The following is a 17,500-nucleotide window of genomic DNA, read 5'->3' on the forward strand; positions in this document are numbered from 1 at the left end:
GCCTCCGCCACCACCGGAGTCGCCGCCGCCGGACCAGCCATCGCCCCACCGGTGGTGGGTCGAGTCCCACCACGAGTACGAGTCGGGCGGGCCCTGGTTCGGGATGGCGGTGTCGGCGTGCCGTCGACGCGGCGCCGGGATCCCGGCGGGCCGTCGTCGCGCCGGCGCCCGCACCCCGCGGACGAGCAGGATCGTGCCGAGAACCACGCCGAGGCCGGCGACGAGCGCCACCGGCAGCGCGGCGGGGTCACCGACCAGCAGCACGGGCACCGCCGGAAGCGCCAGGAGCGCGCCGGCCACGATGAGGAGCCCACCCGACACCGTTCGCCGCCCATTCATGTCGGCATGGTATTGAGAACGGACAAGCAGGCAGGGACCTGCCGCCGGGCACCCGAAGTTACCGGCCGGTACGTGTGTTGAGCGTCGCGTCAGGGGGACCTAGACGTGACGGCGGGTGCCAGCAGAGGGCAGGATGGCGCTAGAGACCTATCCCACACACAACCGAGGGACCGCCTGTGGCTACGGAACGCAAGCGCCCGGTGATCACCGCCGGCCTGCCGAGCCAGCTCCCGGACATCGACCCGGACGAAACCAGCGAATGGGTCGAGTCGCTCGACGGGGTCATCGACGAGCGCGGAACCAAGCGCGCTCGTTACGTGATGCTGCGCCTGCTCGAGCGCGCGCGGGAGCGCCAGGTCGGGGTTCCGTCCCTGACCACCACGGACTACATCAACACCATCACCCCCGAGCGGGAGCCGTGGTTCCCGGGTGACGAGCACATCGAACGGCGGATCCGGGCCTACATCCGGTGGAACGCGGCGATGCTCGTGCACCGGGCGCAGCGCCCCGAGATCGGCGTCGGTGGCCACATCTCCACCTTCGCCAGCTCGGCGTCGCTCTACGAGGTGGGCTTCAACCACTTCTTCCGTGGCAAGAACCACCCGGGCGGTGGCGACCACATCTTCTACCAGGGTCACGCCTCCCCCGGCATGTACGCCCGGGCGTTCCTGGAGGGGCGGCTGAGCGACAACCAGCTCGACGGGTTCCGCCAGGAGCTCTCCCACCCGGGCGGCGCGCTGCCGTCGTACCCGCACCCGCGGCTGATGCCGGACTTCTGGGAGTTCCCGACGGTCTCGATGGGGCTCGGCGGCCTGAACGCCATCTACCAGGCGCGGTTCAACCGCTACCTGCACCACCGGGGCATCAAGGACACCTCGGACCAGCGGGTCTGGGCCTTCCTCGGTGACGGCGAGATGGACGAGCCCGAGACGCTCGGCGCGATAGGTGTGGCCGCCCGCGAGGAGCTGGACAACCTCACCTTCGTGATCAACTGCAACCTCCAGCGGCTGGACGGCCCGGTCCGGGGCAACGGCAAGGTCATGCAGGAGCTGGAGGCGTTCTTCCGGGGCGCCGGGTGGAACGTCATCAAGGTCGTCTGGGGCCGCGAGTGGGACCCGCTGCTCGCCGCGGACACCGACGGCGCGCTGGTGAACCTGATGAACACCACCCCGGACGGCGACTACCAGACCTACAAGGCGGAGTCCGGCGCGTACATCCGGGAGCACTTCTTCGGGCGCGACCCGCGCACCCGCAAGATGGTCGAGCACCTCAGCGACGACGAGATCTGGAACCTCAAGCGGGGCGGCCACGACTACCGCAAGCTCTACGCGGCCTACAAGGCGGCGACGGAGCACACCGGCCAGCCGACCGTGATCCTCGCCAAGACGATCAAGGGTTGGACGCTCGGCTCGCACTTCGAGGCCCGCAACGCGACCCACCAGATGAAGAAGCTGACGCTGGAGGACCTCAAGACCTTCCGCGACCGGCTCTACCTGGACATCCCGGACTCGGCGCTGGAGGAGAACCCCTACCTGCCGCCGTACTACCACCCCGGTGAGAAGTCCGACGAGGTCGCGTACCTGCACGAGCGGCGCCAGCAGCTCGGCGGCTACCTGCCGTCGCGGCGAACCAGCTCGAAGCGGCTGGTCATCCCCGGGCCGGAGCGCTTCGCCGACGTCAAGCGGGGTTCGGGCAAGCAGAAGGTGGCCACCACGATGGCCTTCGTCCGCCTGCTCAAGGACCTGATGAAGGACAAGGAGTTCGGCAAGCGCTGGGTGCCGATCATCCCGGACGAGGCCCGTACCTTCGGCATGGACTCGCTCTTCCCGACGGCGAAGATCTACTCGCCGCACGGCCAGCGCTACACCTCCGTGGACCGGGAGCTGTTCCTGTCCTACAAGGAGGCGACCGCCGGGCAGATCCTGCACGAGGGCATCAACGAGGCCGGCTCGGTCGCGTCGTTCACCGCCGCCGGCTCGTCGTACGCGACGCACGACGAGCCGATGATCCCGATGTACATCTTCTACTCGATGTTCGGGTTCCAGCGCACCGCGGACGGGCTCTGGGCGGCGGCCGACCAGATGGCGCGGGGCTTCCTGCTCGGCGCGACCGCCGGGCGGACCACGCTCAACGGTGAGGGTCTCCAGCACGAGGACGGCCACTCGCACCTGATCGCCGCCACCAACCCGGCGGTGGCCGCGTACGACCCGGCGTTCGCGTTCGAGATCGCGCACATCGTCGAGAACGGCCTGCACCGGATGTACGGCGAGGCGCAGGAGAACATCTTTTACTACCTGACCGTCTACAACGAGCCGATCTTCCAGCCGGTCGAGCCGGAGGGCGTGGACGTCGAGGGCATCGTCAAGGGCGTTTACCGCTACGCCGCCGCGCCGAAGCTGGACGGCGGCGCGCCGAAGGCGAACATCCTGGCCTCCGGCACGGGCATGCAGTGGGCGCTCAAGGCGCAGCAGCTGCTGGCCCAGGACTGGGGGGTCGCCGCCGACGTGTGGTCCGTGACCTCCTGGACCGAGCTGCGCCGCGACGCGGTCGAGTGCGAGGAGTACAACCTCCTCAACCCGGGCGCCGAGCAGCGGGTGCCGTACGTGGCGCGGAAGCTGGCCGACGCGGACGGGCCGAAGGTCGCGGTCAGCGACTTCATGCGCGCCGTGCCGGACCTGATCGCCCGGTGGGTTCCGGGCGACTACACCTCGCTGGGCACCGACGGGTTCGGCATGTCGGACACCCGGCACGCCCTGCGCCGGCACTTCCACGTCGACGCCGAGTCGGTGGCGGTCGCCACGCTGCGACAGCTCGCGCTGCGTGGCGCGGTGCCGGCCAACGTGCCGGGCGAGGCCGCGAAGAAGTACGCGATCGACGACGTGAGCGCGGCGCCGGTCGGCGAGACCGGCGGCGACAGCTAGCCGCATCCGTCCGCACGAAGGGCCCGCGCACCGCGCGGGCCCTTCGCCGTTGCCGGGCCGGTCCAGGGCCCGTCGAACGGGTACTCGTGCTGCCGTCCACCGGGGACCGACGTGGTCGGCGCGGGTGGCCGGTGGAACAGCAAGCGATGGCCCGGTGCCCCTGGCGGGAGCGCCGGGCCACCACCATCGCGGGTGACGCCGGGGGCGAGCCTGGTCAGCCGACGGCGGCCAGGTCGGTGAGCCGGGCCAACGACTCCTCCAGATCGGCGCCGACCCGACGCAGGCCGAGCCGGAGCAGGGCGGCCTTGACCGGACCGGCCGGCCACCGTACGACGATCAGCCGTACGACGGTGCCGCCCTCCTCCTCGTCGGGAGTGAGCTGTACGTAGATCTCGGTGCGCGCCTCCGCTCGGGCGCCGGCACCCTTGGCGCGCTCGCGCCACCCGATCAGGGTCGGCTCCTGAAAGGCGATCACCTCGGCTTCGTGTGCCGAGCCGCGCCCGGCCTGGACCCGTTGCCGCCGTCCGAAGCCCTCACCCGAGAGCACTTCGGCCGCGCGAACCCCCGCCAGCCAGGCCGGCAGCTGCTCGGCCCGCTGTACGACGTCCCAGACCGCTTCCACCGGCGCCGCCACGTGCGCACTGCGTTCCACGAGGATCATTTCCGTCTTCCTCCAGTGAGGACATCCGCGATATTCCGCACTCTATGCGCAAATTCGGACGTACTGGGACGGGTTCGGAAAAAGACACGCCGAAAAGCATTGCGCGGACAGTCATGACGGCCTATAGCGCAATCCCGGCTCGCGTCCTAGAGTCCCGAACACGTTTCGCGTTGATCGGGAGGGCGTCATGCCGACCGCACCGCTGCCGCAGTTCCCCGCCGACTTCCGCTGGGGCGTTTCGACGTCGGCGTACCAGATCGAGGGCGCGGTCGGCGCGGACGGCCGCGGCGCGTCCATCTGGGACACCTTCGCCCACTCCCCCGGCCGCATCGCCGACGGCAGCACCGGCGACGTCGCCTGCGACCACTACCACCGCCACCGGGAGGACATCGGGCTCCTCGCCGGACTGGGCGTCACCGCCTACCGCTTCTCCGTCGCCTGGCCGCGGGTCCAGCCCACCGGCGCCGGGCCGGCCCACCCCACCGGGCTGGACTTCTACGACCGGCTCGTCGACGACCTGCTCGCCCACGAGATCGACCCGGTGGCCACCCTCTACCACTGGGACCTGCCCCAACCCTTGGAGGACGCCGGCGGCTGGCTCGCCCGGGACACCGCGGCCCGCTTCGCCGCGTACGCCGACCTCGTCGCCGCCCGCCTCGGCGACCGGGTCACGCTCTGGATCACCCTGAACGAGCCGTTCGTCCACATGAGCCTCGGCTACGGCACGGGCGAACACGCGCCCGGGCGGACGCTGCTCTTCGACGCCTTCCCGGCCGCCCACCACCAGCTGCTCGGGCACGGCCTGGCGGTCGCCGCGCTGCGAGCCCGCAGCGGCAGCCCGATCGCGATCGCCAACAACTACTCGCCGGTGCGGACCCTCGGCGGGACCGACGCGGACCGGACCGCCGCCGCCGCGTACGAGGCGCTGCACAACCGCCTCTTCACCGACCCGCTGCTCGGGCGGGGCTACCCGGACGGAACCGCCGGCGACCCGTCGGTGGTGCGCGACGGGGATCTCGCCGTCATCGCCGCCCCACTCGACGTGCTGGGAGTCAACTACTACAACCCGACCGGGGTACGCGCGCCGCAGGAGGGTTCCCCGCTGCCGTTCGAGCTGGTCCCGCTGGACGGCTACCCGAGGACGGCGTTCGACTGGCCGGTCGCCCCGGACGGGCTGCACGAGCTGCTCGGCTGGCTGCACCGCACGTACGGAGCGGCGCTTCCGCCCGTCGAGATCACCGAGAGCGGCTGCGCGTACGACGACGTGCCCGACGCCGACGGGCGGGTGCACGATCCGGAGCGCGTCGCGTACCTGGACGGGCACCTACGCGCCGTACGGGCCGCGCTCGACGACGGGGTCGACGTACGCGGGTACTTCGTCTGGTCACTGCTGGACAACTGGGAGTGGGCCGAGGGCTTCACCAAACGCTTCGGCCTGGTGCACGTCGACTACCGCACCCAGTCGCGTACGCCGAAGTCCTCGTACGCCTGGCTGCGGGACGTCATCGCGGCCGCGCGCCGGCAGTCGGCCCGGTGACCGCCGTCGACCCGACGCGCGCCGCCCTGCCGGCGGCGTTGGCCGAGCCGACGGTCCCGGTCCGGCGGGGCTGGATCGCGCTGGTCTTCGCCGCCAACCTCGGCGTCTGGATGGCCTTCTTCACCCCGATCCAGGTGCTGCTGCCGCAGCAGGTCGAGCGGATCTCACCGGGCGGCAAGGAGGAGCTGCTGGCCGTGGTCACCGGGCTGGGCGCCGTCGCCGCGGTGCTCGCGAACCCACTGGCCGGCGCCCTCTCCGACCGGACCTGCCTGCGTCTGGGCGGACGCGAGTTCGGCCGCCGGCACGTCTGGACCGTCGGCGGGGCCGTGCTCGGCGCGCTCGCCCTGGTGCTGCTCGCCCGGCAGCGCACCGTGCTGGGCGTGACGCTCGGCTGGGTCGCCACCCAGGTCTGCCTCAACGCCATGCTGGCCAGCCTCACCGCGGCCGTCCCGGACCGGGTGCCCGTGGCCCAGCGCGGCGGTGTCTCCGGCTGGGTGGGCATCCCGCAGGCGCTCGGGCTCGTGGTCGGCGCGGTGCTGGTCACCGCGGTGGTCACGGGCAACGCCGCCGGTTACCTGGCCATCGCTGTCGCGATGCTGGTGCTGGCACTGCCCTTCGCGCTGCTCACCGCCGACGACCCGCTGCCCCGGGCGCACCGGCCGGCGCTGCGGTCGCGCGCCCTGCTGGCCTCGATGTGGGTCAGCCCACGCCGGCACCCGGACTTCGCCTGGGCGTGGTTCACCCGGTTCCTCGTCCAGACCGGCAACGCCCTGGGCACCCTCTACCTGCTCTACTTCCTCACCGACGGGGTGCGGGTCGCGGACCCGGAGGGGTCGCTGCTGGTGCTCATCCTGCTCTACACGCTCGGCATGATGCTCACCGCGGTCGTCGCCGGCCGGCTCTCCGACCGTTCCGGGCGGCGCAAGGTCTTCGTGATCGCCTCCGGGTTGATCATGACGGTGGCGGCGCTGCTGCTCGCGGTCGCGCCGGTCTGGCCGATGGCCGTCGTCGCCGCGCTGCTGCTCGGCGCCGGCTACGGCGTCTACCTCTCGGTCGACGCGGCGCTCATCACCCAGGTGCTCCCCCGCGCCACCGATCGGGCCAAGGACCTCGGGGTGATCAACATCGCGAACTCGGCGCCGCAGGTGCTCGGCCCGGCGCTCTCCGCGCCGCTCGTCGTGCACCTGGGCGGATACCCGACGCTCTACGCCGTGACCGCGGCCGTCACCCTGCTCGGCAGCGCGCTGGTCGTGAAGATCCGCTCGGTGCCCTGACCGGACCCCTGGCCTAATAGGCTCGCGCAGCGCCGTAGGCTGGGGGCGTGACGGTACGTGTACGCTTCGCCCCTTCCCCGACCGGTATGTTCCACGTCGGCGGCGCCCGCTCGGCCCTGCAGAACTGGATCTACGCCAAGCAGCAGGGCGGGGTGTTCGTGCTCCGCATCGAGGACACCGACGCGGCCCGGAACAAGCCCGAGTGGACCGAGGGCATCCTCTCCGCGCTGGACTGGATCGGCATCGAACGCACCAGCTACGAGGGCCCGCACTTCCAGTCGGAGAACGCCCACGAGCACCGGGCGGCCGCGCAGCGGCTCTACGAGTCGGGCCGGGCGTACTACTGCGACTGCACCCGGGAGGACGTCCAGGCGCGCACCGGCTCGCAGTACGCCGGTTACGACGGCTACCACCGGGACCGAGGGCTCGGTCCGGGCGAGGGGCGGGCGCTGCGCTTCCGTACGCCCGACGAGGGCGAGACCGTGGTGGTCGACCTGATCCGGGGCGAGCCGACCTTCGAGAACAAGCTGATCGAGGACTTCGTCATCGCCCGCGGCGACGGCTCGCCGGTCTTCCTGCTGGCCAACGTCGTGGACGACATGGTCATGGGGATCACCCACGTGATCCGCGCCGAGGAGCACCTGCCGAACACCCCGAAGCAGCAGCTGCTCTGGGCCGCGCTGGGGGCCGAGCCGCCGATCTGGGCGCACGTGCCGGTGGTGGTCAACGAGAAGCGGCAGAAGCTCTCCAAGCGGCGGGACAAGGTCGCCCTGGAGGCGTACCGCGACGAGGGCTACCTCGCCGACGCGATGCGCAACTACCTCATGCTCCTCGGCTGGGCGCCCAGCGGCGACCGGGAGATCGTCCCGTGGTCCGTGATCGAGGAGGAGTTCCGGCTCGAGGAGGTCAACCCGTCGCCCGCGTTCTTCGACGAGAAGAAGCTGCGCGCGTTCAACGGCGATTACATCCGGGCGCTGTCGGTGGACGACTTCGTCGCGGCCTGCCAGCCGTGGCTCACCGGCACCGGCACAATCGCGCCGCCGCCCTGGCAGCCGGACGAGTTCGACCCGGCCGCCTTCGCCGCGGTCGCCCCGCTGGCCCAGACCCGCATCGCGGTGCTCAGCGAGATCGTGCCGAACGTCGACTTCCTGTTCCTGGCGGCCCCGACGATCGACGAGGCCGCCTGGACCAAGGCGATGAAGGAGGGCTCGGCGGACCTGCTCGACGCCGCGATCTCGGCGTTCGAGGCGCTGCCGTCGTGGAAGGCCGAGGCGATCAAGGCCACCCTGGAGGCGGTCGGCGCCGAGCGCGGGCTCAAGCTCGGCAAGGCACAGGCGCCGGTACGTGTCGCGGTGACCGGCCGGAGCGTGGGCCTGCCGCTCTTCGAGTCGCTGGAGGTTCTCGGCCGGGAGCGCGCCCTCACCCGACTGCGTGCCGCCCGGGTCCGCCTGGTCTGATCCCGACCCGCCCCTGCGGGTGACACCACCAGCCACGCTCCGCGTCCGGTGTGTAAAGGTCGCGGGTGGCCGGCGATCAGCGTGCGGCGGTCGGGCGGCTCACCGCCGGCCGCGGGCGGAACGTCGGCGGAACAGGAGACCGGCCGCCAGGGCGGCGAGCAGCACCAGCGCGCCGAGCGCCCAGAGCCAACCGCTGACGTCGTCACTCTCGCCGGCCGTGGGCACGGTGGCCGCGCTCGGGCTGGCGGCGTCCGGTCCCGCCGTCAGCGCCGGCCCGGACGTGGGAGTGGCGGGCGAGGCCGGTGCGCCGCCGGTCGTCGACGGGGTGGCGGACGGGTCGGCCGGAGACGCCGACGGGTCGGCCGGCGTGCCGGTGGTGAGGGTGAACCGCACCTCGCCGGAGATCGGGTGCCCGTCGCCGGACGCCACCCGGTAGCCGACGATGTAGAGCCCTGCCCGGCCCGGCCTGAACGGCACGCTCACCCGGCTGCCGGAGAAACGCGGCTCGCCGCCCGCGGCGACCACATTGTCCGGACCGGTGACTGTGATCTTCGTCGTAGCCGGATCCAGTCGGGACAGGAACCGGAGCTCGACCCGGGCCGGCGCGGCCGCGATCCGGGCGCCGTCGCGCGGATCGCTGCCGGTCAACGAGTTGTGCGCGGCCGCCGGCGCCGCCGGCAGAGCCAACGACACACCGAGCGCCACGCCGGATACCGCTAGCACGAGGCGTGCCACCCGTGCGACCCTGCCCCCCATGGAGACCTCCGTAAAGGTACGATCCGCCCGCTGATCAACGGCTGTTCGTTGGTCGAGCCGGGATCGCAGATAGTTCCAATTACTGTTCCACGAGCTGCAACCAATCGACATCTCACGGAGTCTTGAAGGGTGGCGTCCGGTCATCGGACCTGCTCGCCACCGCTGACGAGGTGTCCGACGCAGCGAGGCCAGCCATCGAACGGGGCGAGGAGGCGGCGATGGTCCGACAGGTGAGGCGAATGCTCGCCATGCTGGCCGGCGCGCTCACAGCCGCCCTGTCCGTCGGCTTGGCCGGCCCGGCGCACGCCGCGCCGAAACCGCCGCCACCGCCCGGAGTGGACGTCACCGGGGCGGGCCTCACGGAACCGTTGCGGCTGCGCCCGAACGGCCAGTCGGCGCACGTGACCGCCGTGATCGATCAGGTCAACTTCCTCGGCCGCACCGGCGCGGCCACCGGGCCGAAGCCGGCCGACCTCGGTCCGAAGTACACAATCGTCGTGCTCGCCGGGAACACCCCGAAGCAGACGTACGACCTGTACCCGAAGGCCGTCGGCGGGCCGAGGATCTACCGCCCGGCCAAGCAGCCCGACTCCCGCAAGACCAAAGCCGGCTGGTTCCTCGGCCGGCTCTCCATGTCCGAGACGCTGCGCAACGCGGGCGTCCCGCTGGAGCGGGAGTTCGACACGGTCAGCGGCGGGGTGGGCGGCGGTGAGCGGGTCATCCCCGAGGACGCGCTCAACCCCGCCCGGGACATCGACCAGGCGCTCGGCGACCTTCAGCGCCTGCTGCTCGTGAACGTGGCGGTGGTGCTCGTCATCACCTCCGGCCTCGCCGGGATCGCGCTGCTGATCCGCCGCCGCACCCGCTGACCATCACCGTGCCCGCCGACCGTTCCCGCGAGCGGCGGCGGGATCGGTGGCCGTCGAAGATCACGGCAGGTCAGCACCAGCGGCGCGGCGGGCGTTCCTGACGGGTGCCGCGCAGCGGCGGACGGACCGCCCCGTGCCGGTGCGCACCGGCCCAACCGGGAAGGTCGCTCCGGCACCCCGAGCGGGACGGCACCTGCTCCGGCTCGACGGGCGGGGCCGGCTCGTCGGCCCGCTGCCGCGGCACGGCGGCATCCTCCTCGGGCCGGTCGGCACCTCGCGCCGGCGCCGGCTCGGTCAGCCCCGACCGCCCCGCCGCCGGGTCCGCCGGGAACGAGGGCGAGGCACCGCCCAGGCGGCGGTGCTTCGCGGCCGCCTGCTGGTCGTAGCCCGGCCGGCACGGCTCCCCCTGGGCGCAGCCGTGATCGGCCTCCCCCTGCGCCATCCCGGTCTCCTCACACTCGCGATCGCACCTCGGCGGTAGCGCCGAGGTGCCCTGCCACCGTACTGGCCGCCCCCGACGGCTGCGCGGGGGCGTACCGGGGTCCCCCGCCACGTGGACCTGCCCCGCGTACCACCTTCGGCGGAGCCGGACCAGCTCCGGACTCCTCCCGTGGGCGGAGGGTGGGCGGCTGTGGATGTGGTGGGATCGGGCCATGCGACTGCCCCCGTGGCTCCGCTCCGGCACCCGCGGCCGGGACCTCGCCCTGGCCGGTGCATCGCTCGCCGGCGGGCTGGTCCTGTTCGCCCTGGGCATCCAACGACAGATCTCCTGGGACCCCGGCCTGCCCGACGCGCTGTTCCTGCCGCCCCTGGTCGCGGCCTGTGTGGCGGTCGGCCTGCGCCGCGTCGCCACCCGGGCCAGCCTGGCGATCGGCACCGTCGCGGTCGTGGCCGACCTGCTGCTCGGCGCCTCCCTGGGCACGGTGCTCGTCTACACCCAGGTCCTCTACGACTCCTGCGTGTACGGCTCGCGGCGCACCTGGCGGTGGCTGCTGCGCATCACCGTCGGGCTGAGTGTGCTGAGCACGGCGCTCGGCGTGCTGCTGGTCGGCAACTGGCGCGGTGTGGGCTTCGGTACGCCGTTCGTGATCGCCGGGGTGATGCCCGTGCTCACCGGGATCAGCGTGCGGCAGTACCGCGACCAGGCGGCGGCCGAACGGACCCGGGCCGAGCAGACCGCGCGCCTGGTCGAACTGGACCGGCGGCAGGCGGTCGCCGCGGAGCGCGCACGGATGGCCCGCGAGCTGCACGACGTGATCGCCAACCACCTGAGCGCGGTGGCCATCCACGCGACGGCCGCCCTCTCCGTGCCGGGGCTCGACCGGACGCAGGTCGACTCGGCGCTGCGGGTGATCCGGGAGAATAGCGTGCAGGGGTTGACCGAGATGCGGCAGATGATCGGTGTGCTGCGCGCTCCGGCGGAGCCGCCCGCGACCGACGGCGGCGACCCCGACGGAACCGTCCCGGCCCGGCTCGGCGAGTTGGACCGGCTGGTCGAGCGGGCCCGGGCCGCGGGGCTGGCCGTCCGGGTCAGCACGACGGGAGAGCCGCACGGTCTGCCGGTCGGCGTCGACCTCGCCGCGTACCGGATCGTGCAGGAGTCGCTGACCAACGCGCTCAAGCACGGCAGCGGTGAGGCCGATCTGGAGATCACGTACCGGCCTGCGGAGGTGGTGGTCACGGTCGAGAACCCGGTCCGCACCGGTCGCGGCGGCCTGCCCGGGGCGGGCGCCGGCCTGATCGGCATGCGGGAACGGGCGGTGCTGCTGGAGGGCCGGTTCGCCGCCGGCCCGCAGGACGGTCGCTGGCGGGTCCAGGCCGCCCTGCCGGCCGCCCGGCAGCCGTCGTGACCGGCCACGGCGCCCCTCCGGCACCGGCCGACGAGCCGCCGGGCGAGCTGCGGAGGGGCCCGGCCGGGGAGGCGGCGAGCGAGGGCAGCGGCCCGCCGACGGCGTCGACCGCCACGACCGCGCGGGTGGTGCTCGCCGACGACCAGCCGGCGGTCCGGGCGGGACTGCGGCTGATCCTGACCGCCGCTGCGGACATCGACGTCGTCGGCGAGGCCGGTGACGGTGACGAGGCCGTACGGCTCTGCCGCGAGTTGCGCCCGGACGTCGCGGTGCTCGACATCCGCATGCCGCGCCGGGACGGCGTCGCGGCGACCCGGGAGATCGTCGCCGGGGGGCTCGCCGACGTGCTGGTGCTCACCACCTTCGACCTCGACGAGTACGTCTTCGGCGCGCTGCGCGCCGGGGCCGCCGGCTTCCTGCTCAAGGACACCGACGCGGCCGGTCTGCTGGCGGCGGTGCGGGCGGTGGCCCGGGGCGAGGGTGTGATCGCGCCGGCGGTGACCCGGCGGCTGATCCGGGCCTTCGCCGCCACCGCCCCGGCCGCGAGCCGGACGGTCGTGGACGGGCTCACCCGGCGGGAGCGGGACGTCCTGTCCTGCCTCGGCCTCGGCCTGTCCAACCAGCAGATCGCCGACCGGCTGGCGATGGCGGAGAGCACCGCCAAGACCCACGTGAGCCGGATCCTGGCCAAGCTGGAGCTGCGCAGCCGGGTACAGGCGGCCATCCTGGCCCAGGAGTTGGGGCTGCCGGAGCCCCCGACCGGCTGACCCCCCCCGGCCGGTGCCGCGCCGGTCGGCCCGCCCGAGCGGCGACCTCCGGCCCACCCGCCGGGGCGGCGCTGGTCAGGCCGTGTGTCAGGCTGGTGTGGTGGGGAACGAGCCGGGCGACGGAGACTTGACGGCCACGCTGCGCCGCATCGAGCGGGCGGCGGGCGCGCTCGCCACGGCGAGCGTCGCCCGGATGGACGAGACGCTGCCCTGGTTCCGCGCCCTCCCGGCCGACCAGCGTTCCTGGGTCATGCTTGTCGCCCAGGCGGGTGTCCGCTCCCTGGTGCAGTGGCTCGGCTCCGGCGGTGGCAGCGCCGACAGCACCCAGGAGGTCTCCGACGAGGTCTTCGCGGCCGCCCCGCAGGCGCTGGCGCGCTCGATCACTCTCCAGCAGACGGTGGCACTGATCAAGGTGACCATCGACGTCGTGGAGGAGCAGGTGCCCCACCTCGCCGCGGAGGGCGAGCAGCAGCAGCTCCACGACGCGGTGCTGCGTTTCTCCCGGGAGATCGCCTTCGCCGCGGCCCGGGTGTACGCCCGGGCCGCCGAGTCGCGCGGCGCCTGGGACGCCCGGTTGCAGGCGCTGCTGGTGGACGCGCTGCTGCGGGGGGACTCGCCGGACGTCTTGGCCAGTCGCGCGGCCGCGTTGGGCTGGGCGGACGCCCCGCCGGTCGCGGTGGCGGTCGGACGTTCCCCGGGCGGAGAGGTCTCCGCCGTGCTGCACACCGTCTACCGGCAGGCCCGCCGGATCGGGGCCGAGGTGATCGGGGGCGTGCACGGGGACCGGCTGGTCGTCGTGCTCGGCGGCGCCGACGATCCGCTGGCGGCCACCCGGAAGCTGCTGAGCGCGTTCGGTGAGGGGCCGGTGGTGGTCGGCCCGGCGGTGCCGAGCCTCGACGCGGCGGCCGAGTCGGCCCGGGCCGCGCTGGCCGGCTTCCGGGCGGCTCCGGCCTGGCCGGGCGCTCCCCGGCCGGTGGCCGCCACCGAACTGCTGCCGGAGCGGGCCCTCGCGGGGGACGCGGAGGCCCGCCGGCGACTGCGGCACGACGTGTACGGGGTGCTGATCCGCGCCGGCGGCGAGCTGCTGGAGACGTTGGACGCCTTCTTCGCCGCCGGTGGCACGTTGGAGAGTGCCGCGCGGGCGCTCTTCGTGCACCCGAACACCGTGCGGTACCGGCTGCGCCGGATCGCCGAGGTGACCGGGTTGTCGCCGCTCACCGCACGGGACGCCTTCGCGCTCCAGGTGGCGTTGACGGTCGGCCGGCTCGACCCGGTGGCCCCGCCAGTCCCAACTCAGACAATGGGCTCAACTTCCGGCAAAACCTCACAGACAGGTGATGATCACCGCCGATCTTTGTAGGATCCCGCCAAAGGTTCTAGTGTGGTTTGGTCGGGGGCGGCACAGCGCTACCCGCGCGTATCCGGAAGAGTCGTAGTCGTGCTGGCCGTACTTTCCCCCGGGCAGGGTTCCCAGAAGCCCGGCTTCCTGACCCCCTGGTTGGACCTGCCCGGCGCTGAGGCGCGACTGCGCTGGTTCTCCGCGCTCACCGGCGTCGACCTGGTGCACCTCGGCACGGCGGCCGACGCCGACGAGATCAAGGACACCGCCCGTACCCAGCCGCTGCTGGTGGCGGCCGCGCTGCTCGCCGCCGAGCACCTGCCGATGCAGGACGTGCGGGTCACCGCCGGGCACAGCGTCGGCGAGCTCGGCGCCGCCGCCCTCGCCGGCGTGCTCTCCGCCGAGGCCGCGATCACGCTGGCCGGCGTACGCGGCCGGGAGATGGCCGCCGCCTGCGCGCTGGAGCCGACCGGGATGGCCGCCGTGCTGGGCGGGGACCCCGACGGGGTGGTCGCCGCGATCGAGGCGCACCAGCTCTACCCCGCCAACCGCAACGGCACCGGCCAGATCGTCGCCGCCGGGGCGCTGGAGAACCTCGACAAGCTCGCCGCCGAGCCGCCCGCGAAGGCCCGGATCATCCGCCTCCAGGTGGCCGGCGCGTTCCACACCCCGTACATGGCGCCAGCGGAGAACGCGCTCGCCGCGGTGGCCGGCGGGATCACTCCGGCCGACCCGGCCCGCGTCCTGCTCTCCAACCTCGACGGCACCGCCGTCGCGCACGGCGGGGAGCTGGTGCAGCGCCTGGTCCGCCAGGTCACCGCCCCGGTCCGCTGGGACCTCTGCATGCGTACGCTCGCCGACCTCGGCGTCACCGGGGTTATCGAACTGCCGCCGGCCGGCACGCTGGCCGGGCTGATCAAGCGGGAGTTCAAGGGCGGCAACGCGCCGGAGATCGTCACGCTGAACACCCCGGACGACCTGCCCGCCGCGCGCGACCTGATCGCGCGGGTCGGCGGGGAGCGGTGAGCGCGAGCAACGAGCCGGGACCGCGGATCCCGCGGTCCCGAACGAACGACACCACGGCGAGCGCGAGGAATGAGACGATCCCGCGGGCCCCGCAGTCGCGAACGAAAGGCAGGAACTGATGGCCGGAAGCCGGATCGTCGCCCTGGGGCACTACCAGCCCTCGCGGGTCGTCACCAACGACGAGCTCGCCCAGATGGTCGACACGAGCGACGAGTGGATCCGCGACCGGGTCGGCATCGCCACCCGACGGATCGCCGGTGACGAGACGGTGGCCGACATGGCCGCCGCCGCCGCCGGCAAGGCGCTGGCGAACTCCGGCCTCACCGCCGCCGACATCGACCTGGTCGTGGTCGCCACCTGCACGTCGGTCGACCGCAGCCCGAACGTGGCCTGCCGGGTCGCCGCCAAGCTCGGCGTCAACGCGCCCGGGGCGTACGACATCAACACCGCCTGCTCGGGCTTCTCGTACGCGCTGGGCACCGTCGACCACGCGATCCGGGCCGGTGCGGCGCGCAACGCGATCGTCATCGGCGCGGAGAAGCTCTCCGACTTCACCGACTGGACCGACCGCTCGACCTGCATCATCTTCGGCGACGGCGCGGGCGCCGCGGTCGTGACCGCCACCGGTGACGACGAGCCCACCGGAGTCGGCCCGGTGCTCTGGGGCTCCGTGCCCGAGAAGAGCGACGCGGTCCGGATCGAGGGCTGGCGCGCGTACGTGCAGCAGGAGGGCCAGACGGTCTTCCGCTGGGCGACGACCGCGCTCGCCCCGCTGGCGCTGCAGGCCTGCGAGCGGGCCGGGGTGGCCCCGTCGGAGCTGGCCGCGTTCGTGCCGCACCAGGCGAACGCCCGGATCATCGACGGCATCGCGAAGCGGCTCGACATCCCCGACGCGATCATCGCGAAGGACATCGTCGAGTCCGGCAACACCTCGGCGGCGAGCGTGCCGCTGGCCCTCTCCAAGCTCGTCGAGCGACGGGAGATCCCGTCCGGGGCCCCGGTGCTGCTCTTCGGCTTCGGCGGTGGCCTGACCTACGCGGGTCAGGTCGTCCGCTGCCCTTGAGACCCGACTCGGCGCGCAGCGTCGAGGCGAAACGTCGGCGGCGAGGCCGCCCGACGAGATCAACCCGATGAGAGGAACCGACAGTAATGACCCGTGAAGAGATCACCGCCGGCCTCGCCGAGATCCTCGAGGAGGTTGCCGGGGTGAACCCGGACGACGTGGCCGAGGGGAAGTCCTTCACCGACGACCTGGACGTCGACTCGCTCTCCATGGTGGAGGTCGTGGTGGCGGCCGAGGAGAAGTTCGGCGTCAAGATCCCGGACAACGAGGTGCAGAACCTCAAGACCGTCGGTGACGCGGTCAGCTACATCGAGGCGCAGTCCTGATCATGACTCGCCCCGACGTCGTCGTCACCGGGCTCGGCGCGACGACCCCGCTCGGCGGGGACGTCGCGTCGACCTGGGACGCCATGGTCGCCGGCCGCTCCGGGGTGAGCCCGCTCACCCAGGAGTGGGCGGCGCAACTGCCGGTCCAGATCGCCGCGCAGCTCGCCGTCGAGCCCTCGGAGGTGCTGGACCGCGTCCGGCTGCGCCGGCTGGACCGCTCCGAGGCGATCGCCCTCATCGCGGCGCAGCAGGCCTGGGCGGACGCCGGGCTGGCCGACTCCGGGCTGGACCCGGAGCGGCTGGCGGTGAGCGTCGGCTCCGGCATCGGTGGCGCGACCACCCTGCTCGCCCAGGACGACATCCTCGAGGCGTCCGGCCCGCGCCGGGTGTCTCCGCACACCGTGCCGATGCTGATGCCGAACGGCCCGGCCGCCTGGGTCGGGATCGAGGTCGGCGCCAAGGCCGGCGTGCACTCGATGGCCAGCGCCTGCGCGACCGGTGCGGAGGCGATCGCGCTCGGCCTGGACATCATCCGGTCCGGCCGGGCCGACGTGGTGGTCGCCGGTGGCACCGAGGCCGTCGTCCATCCGCTGCCGATCGCCGGCTTCGCCTCCATGCGGGCGATGTCCACCCGCAACGACGAGCCGGAGAAGGCCTCCCGGCCGTGGGACAAGGGTCGGGACGGCTTCGTCCTCGGCGAGGGCGCGGGTGTCCTCGTCCTGGAGCGGGCCGATCACGCGGCTGCCCGTGGGGCCCGCGTGTACGCCCGGGTGGCCGGCGCCGGCATCACCTCCGACGCGTTCGACATCGTCCAGCCGCACAACGAGGGCGAGGGCGCGATCCGGGCGATCTCGAAGGCGATCGCCGACTCGGGTGTCGCCAAGCAGGACATCGTGCACGTCAACGCGCACGCCACGTCGACCCCGATCGGCGACATGCTGGAGATCGGCGCGCTGCGCAAGGCGCTCGGCGACCACCCGGTGCTCTCCGCGACCAAGTCGATGACCGGGCACCTGCTCGGCGCGGCCGGCGCGCTCGAGTCGATCGCCACCATTCTCGCCATCCGCGACGGTGTCGTCCCGCCGACGATCAACCTCGACGACCCGGACGAGGCCCTCACCCTGGACGTGGCCGCGCACAAGGCGCGCACCATGGAGATCCCCGCCGCGCTGAACAACGCGTTCGGCTTCGGTGGACACAACGTGGCGCTCGTCTTCACGCGGGCCTGAGCAGAGTCCGGGCGCCAAGCGCCCACCGCGACACCCCCGGTAACGACTGGTACCCGTCGAGGGCCCGCGCTCAGTGAGCGCGGGCC

At 73.1% G+C, this 17,500-nt stretch carries 15 protein-coding genes and 1 pseudogene; 12 read left to right on the plus strand and 4 right to left on the minus strand.

Annotation, left to right across the window (positions count from 1 at the left end; genetic code table 11):
- On the minus strand, positions 1-339 hold a 339-nt coding region (locus E1211_RS03325), incomplete at its 3' end, for a phage holin family protein (RefSeq protein ID WP_207915211.1).
- Between the two features lie 176 nt (positions 340-515).
- On the opposite strand from E1211_RS03325, the gene aceE reads away from it, so the two are divergent.
- Positions 516-3,260, plus strand: coding sequence for a pyruvate dehydrogenase (acetyl-transferring), homodimeric type (gene aceE / locus E1211_RS03330; RefSeq protein ID WP_132345241.1), 2,745 nt, complete (start codon positions 516-518; stop codon positions 3,258-3,260).
- 214 nt (positions 3,261-3,474) lie between these two features.
- On the opposite strand, the gene E1211_RS03335 is transcribed toward aceE, so the two are convergent.
- Positions 3,475-3,921: an SRPBCC domain-containing protein gene (locus E1211_RS03335; RefSeq protein ID WP_132345243.1), complete on the minus strand. Its 447-nt coding sequence runs from the start codon at positions 3,919-3,921 to the stop codon at positions 3,475-3,477.
- Between the two features lie 187 nt (positions 3,922-4,108).
- Here E1211_RS03335 and E1211_RS03340 point away from each other — a divergent pair, with 187 nt between their 5' ends.
- From E1211_RS03340 to gltX, 3 genes are read left to right on the plus strand one after another with little or no spacing between them, the layout of a single operon-like run.
- Complete coding sequence (locus E1211_RS03340) at positions 4,109-5,458, plus strand: GH1 family beta-glucosidase (protein ID WP_132345245.1); 1,350 nt, start codon at positions 4,109-4,111, stop codon at positions 5,456-5,458.
- Positions 5,455-6,732, plus strand: coding sequence for an MFS transporter (locus E1211_RS03345; protein WP_132345247.1), 1,278 nt, complete (start codon positions 5,455-5,457; stop codon positions 6,730-6,732). Before E1211_RS03340 ends, E1211_RS03345 begins: the two co-directional genes overlap by 4 nt.
- 47 nt (positions 6,733-6,779) lie before the next feature.
- Positions 6,780-8,189: a glutamate--tRNA ligase gene (gene gltX, locus E1211_RS03350; protein WP_132345249.1), complete on the plus strand. Its 1,410-nt coding sequence runs from the start codon at positions 6,780-6,782 to the stop codon at positions 8,187-8,189.
- A 99-nt stretch (positions 8,190-8,288) separates the two neighbouring features.
- Here gltX and E1211_RS03355 read toward each other — a convergent pair whose 3' ends face one another.
- Positions 8,289-8,924, minus strand: a complete 636-nt coding sequence (locus E1211_RS03355; RefSeq protein WP_243709317.1) for a copper resistance CopC family protein — start codon at positions 8,922-8,924, stop codon at positions 8,289-8,291.
- 239 nt (positions 8,925-9,163) lie between these two features.
- Between E1211_RS03355 and E1211_RS03360 the strand changes: the two genes are divergently transcribed.
- Complete coding sequence (locus E1211_RS03360; protein ID WP_132345253.1) at positions 9,164-9,814, plus strand: hypothetical protein; 651 nt, start codon at positions 9,164-9,166, stop codon at positions 9,812-9,814.
- Positions 9,815-9,884: 70 nt separating this feature from the next.
- Here the strand turns inward: E1211_RS03360 and E1211_RS03365 are convergent, their stop codons facing one another.
- Positions 9,885-10,256 carry a hypothetical protein gene (locus E1211_RS03365; RefSeq protein ID WP_132345255.1) on the minus strand — a complete coding sequence of 124 codons (372 nt, stop codon included), beginning with the start codon at positions 10,254-10,256 and terminating at the stop codon, positions 9,885-9,887.
- Positions 10,257-10,467: 211 nt separating this feature from the next.
- Here E1211_RS03365 and E1211_RS03370 point away from each other — a divergent pair, with 211 nt between their 5' ends.
- From E1211_RS03370 to fabF, 7 genes and pseudogenes are all read left to right on the plus strand, one after another.
- Entirely contained in the window at positions 10,468-11,664 is a 1,197-nt protein-coding gene (locus E1211_RS03370; RefSeq protein WP_132345257.1) for a sensor histidine kinase, read from the plus strand.
- A gap of 125 nt (positions 11,665-11,789) precedes the next feature.
- On the plus strand, positions 11,790-12,431 hold the full coding sequence (locus tag E1211_RS03375) for a response regulator transcription factor (RefSeq protein WP_207915222.1): 642 nt from the start codon (positions 11,790-11,792) through the stop codon (positions 12,429-12,431).
- Between the two features lie 82 nt (positions 12,432-12,513).
- Positions 12,514-13,791 carry a CdaR family transcriptional regulator gene (locus E1211_RS03380; protein WP_207915213.1) on the plus strand — a complete coding sequence of 426 codons (1,278 nt, stop codon included), beginning with the start codon at positions 12,514-12,516 and terminating at the stop codon, positions 13,789-13,791.
- Positions 13,792-13,869: 78 nt separating this feature from the next.
- Positions 13,870-14,787, plus strand: a pseudogene (locus E1211_RS03385) (ACP S-malonyltransferase); the annotation flags it as partial.
- 127 nt (positions 14,788-14,914) lie between these two features.
- Positions 14,915-15,859, plus strand: coding sequence for a beta-ketoacyl-ACP synthase III (locus tag E1211_RS03390; RefSeq protein WP_132345263.1), 945 nt, complete (start codon positions 14,915-14,917; stop codon positions 15,857-15,859).
- A gap of 86 nt (positions 15,860-15,945) precedes the next feature.
- Positions 15,946-16,185 carry an acyl carrier protein gene (locus E1211_RS03395; protein WP_120678564.1) on the plus strand — a complete coding sequence of 80 codons (240 nt, stop codon included), beginning with the start codon at positions 15,946-15,948 and terminating at the stop codon, positions 16,183-16,185.
- Positions 16,186-16,187: 2 nt separating this feature from the next.
- Positions 16,188-17,414: a beta-ketoacyl-ACP synthase II gene (gene fabF / locus E1211_RS03400; RefSeq protein WP_132345265.1), complete on the plus strand. Its 1,227-nt coding sequence runs from the start codon at positions 16,188-16,190 to the stop codon at positions 17,412-17,414.
- The last annotated feature ends 86 nt before the right edge of the window (positions 17,415-17,500 follow it).

Source organism: Micromonospora sp. 15K316 (genome assembly GCF_004348525.1).
Taxonomy (GTDB): Bacteria; Actinomycetota; Actinomycetes; order Mycobacteriales; family Micromonosporaceae; genus Micromonospora.

Bases quoted from the DNA above. Each gene is read 5' to 3' on its own strand.
- E1211_RS03370 (WP_132345257.1), top strand. From the start codon at position 10,468: ATGCGACTGCCCCCGTGGCTCCGCTCCGGCACCCGCGGCCGGGACCTC.
- E1211_RS03390 (WP_132345263.1), top strand. From the start codon at position 14,915: ATGGCCGGAAGCCGGATCGTCGCCCTGGGGCACTACCAGCCCTCGCGG.
- E1211_RS03335 (WP_132345243.1), bottom strand. From the start codon at position 3,921: ATGATCCTCGTGGAACGCAGTGCGCACGTGGCGGCGCCGGTGGAAGCG.
- E1211_RS03360 (WP_132345253.1), top strand. From the start codon at position 9,164: ATGGTCCGACAGGTGAGGCGAATGCTCGCCATGCTGGCCGGCGCGCTC.
- E1211_RS03340 (WP_132345245.1), top strand. From the start codon at position 4,109: ATGCCGACCGCACCGCTGCCGCAGTTCCCCGCCGACTTCCGCTGGGGC.
- E1211_RS03395 (WP_120678564.1), top strand. From the start codon at position 15,946: ATGACCCGTGAAGAGATCACCGCCGGCCTCGCCGAGATCCTCGAGGAG.
- fabF (WP_132345265.1), top strand. From the start codon at position 16,188: ATGACTCGCCCCGACGTCGTCGTCACCGGGCTCGGCGCGACGACCCCG.
- E1211_RS03365 (WP_132345255.1), bottom strand. From the start codon at position 10,256: ATGGCGCAGGGGGAGGCCGATCACGGCTGCGCCCAGGGGGAGCCGTGC.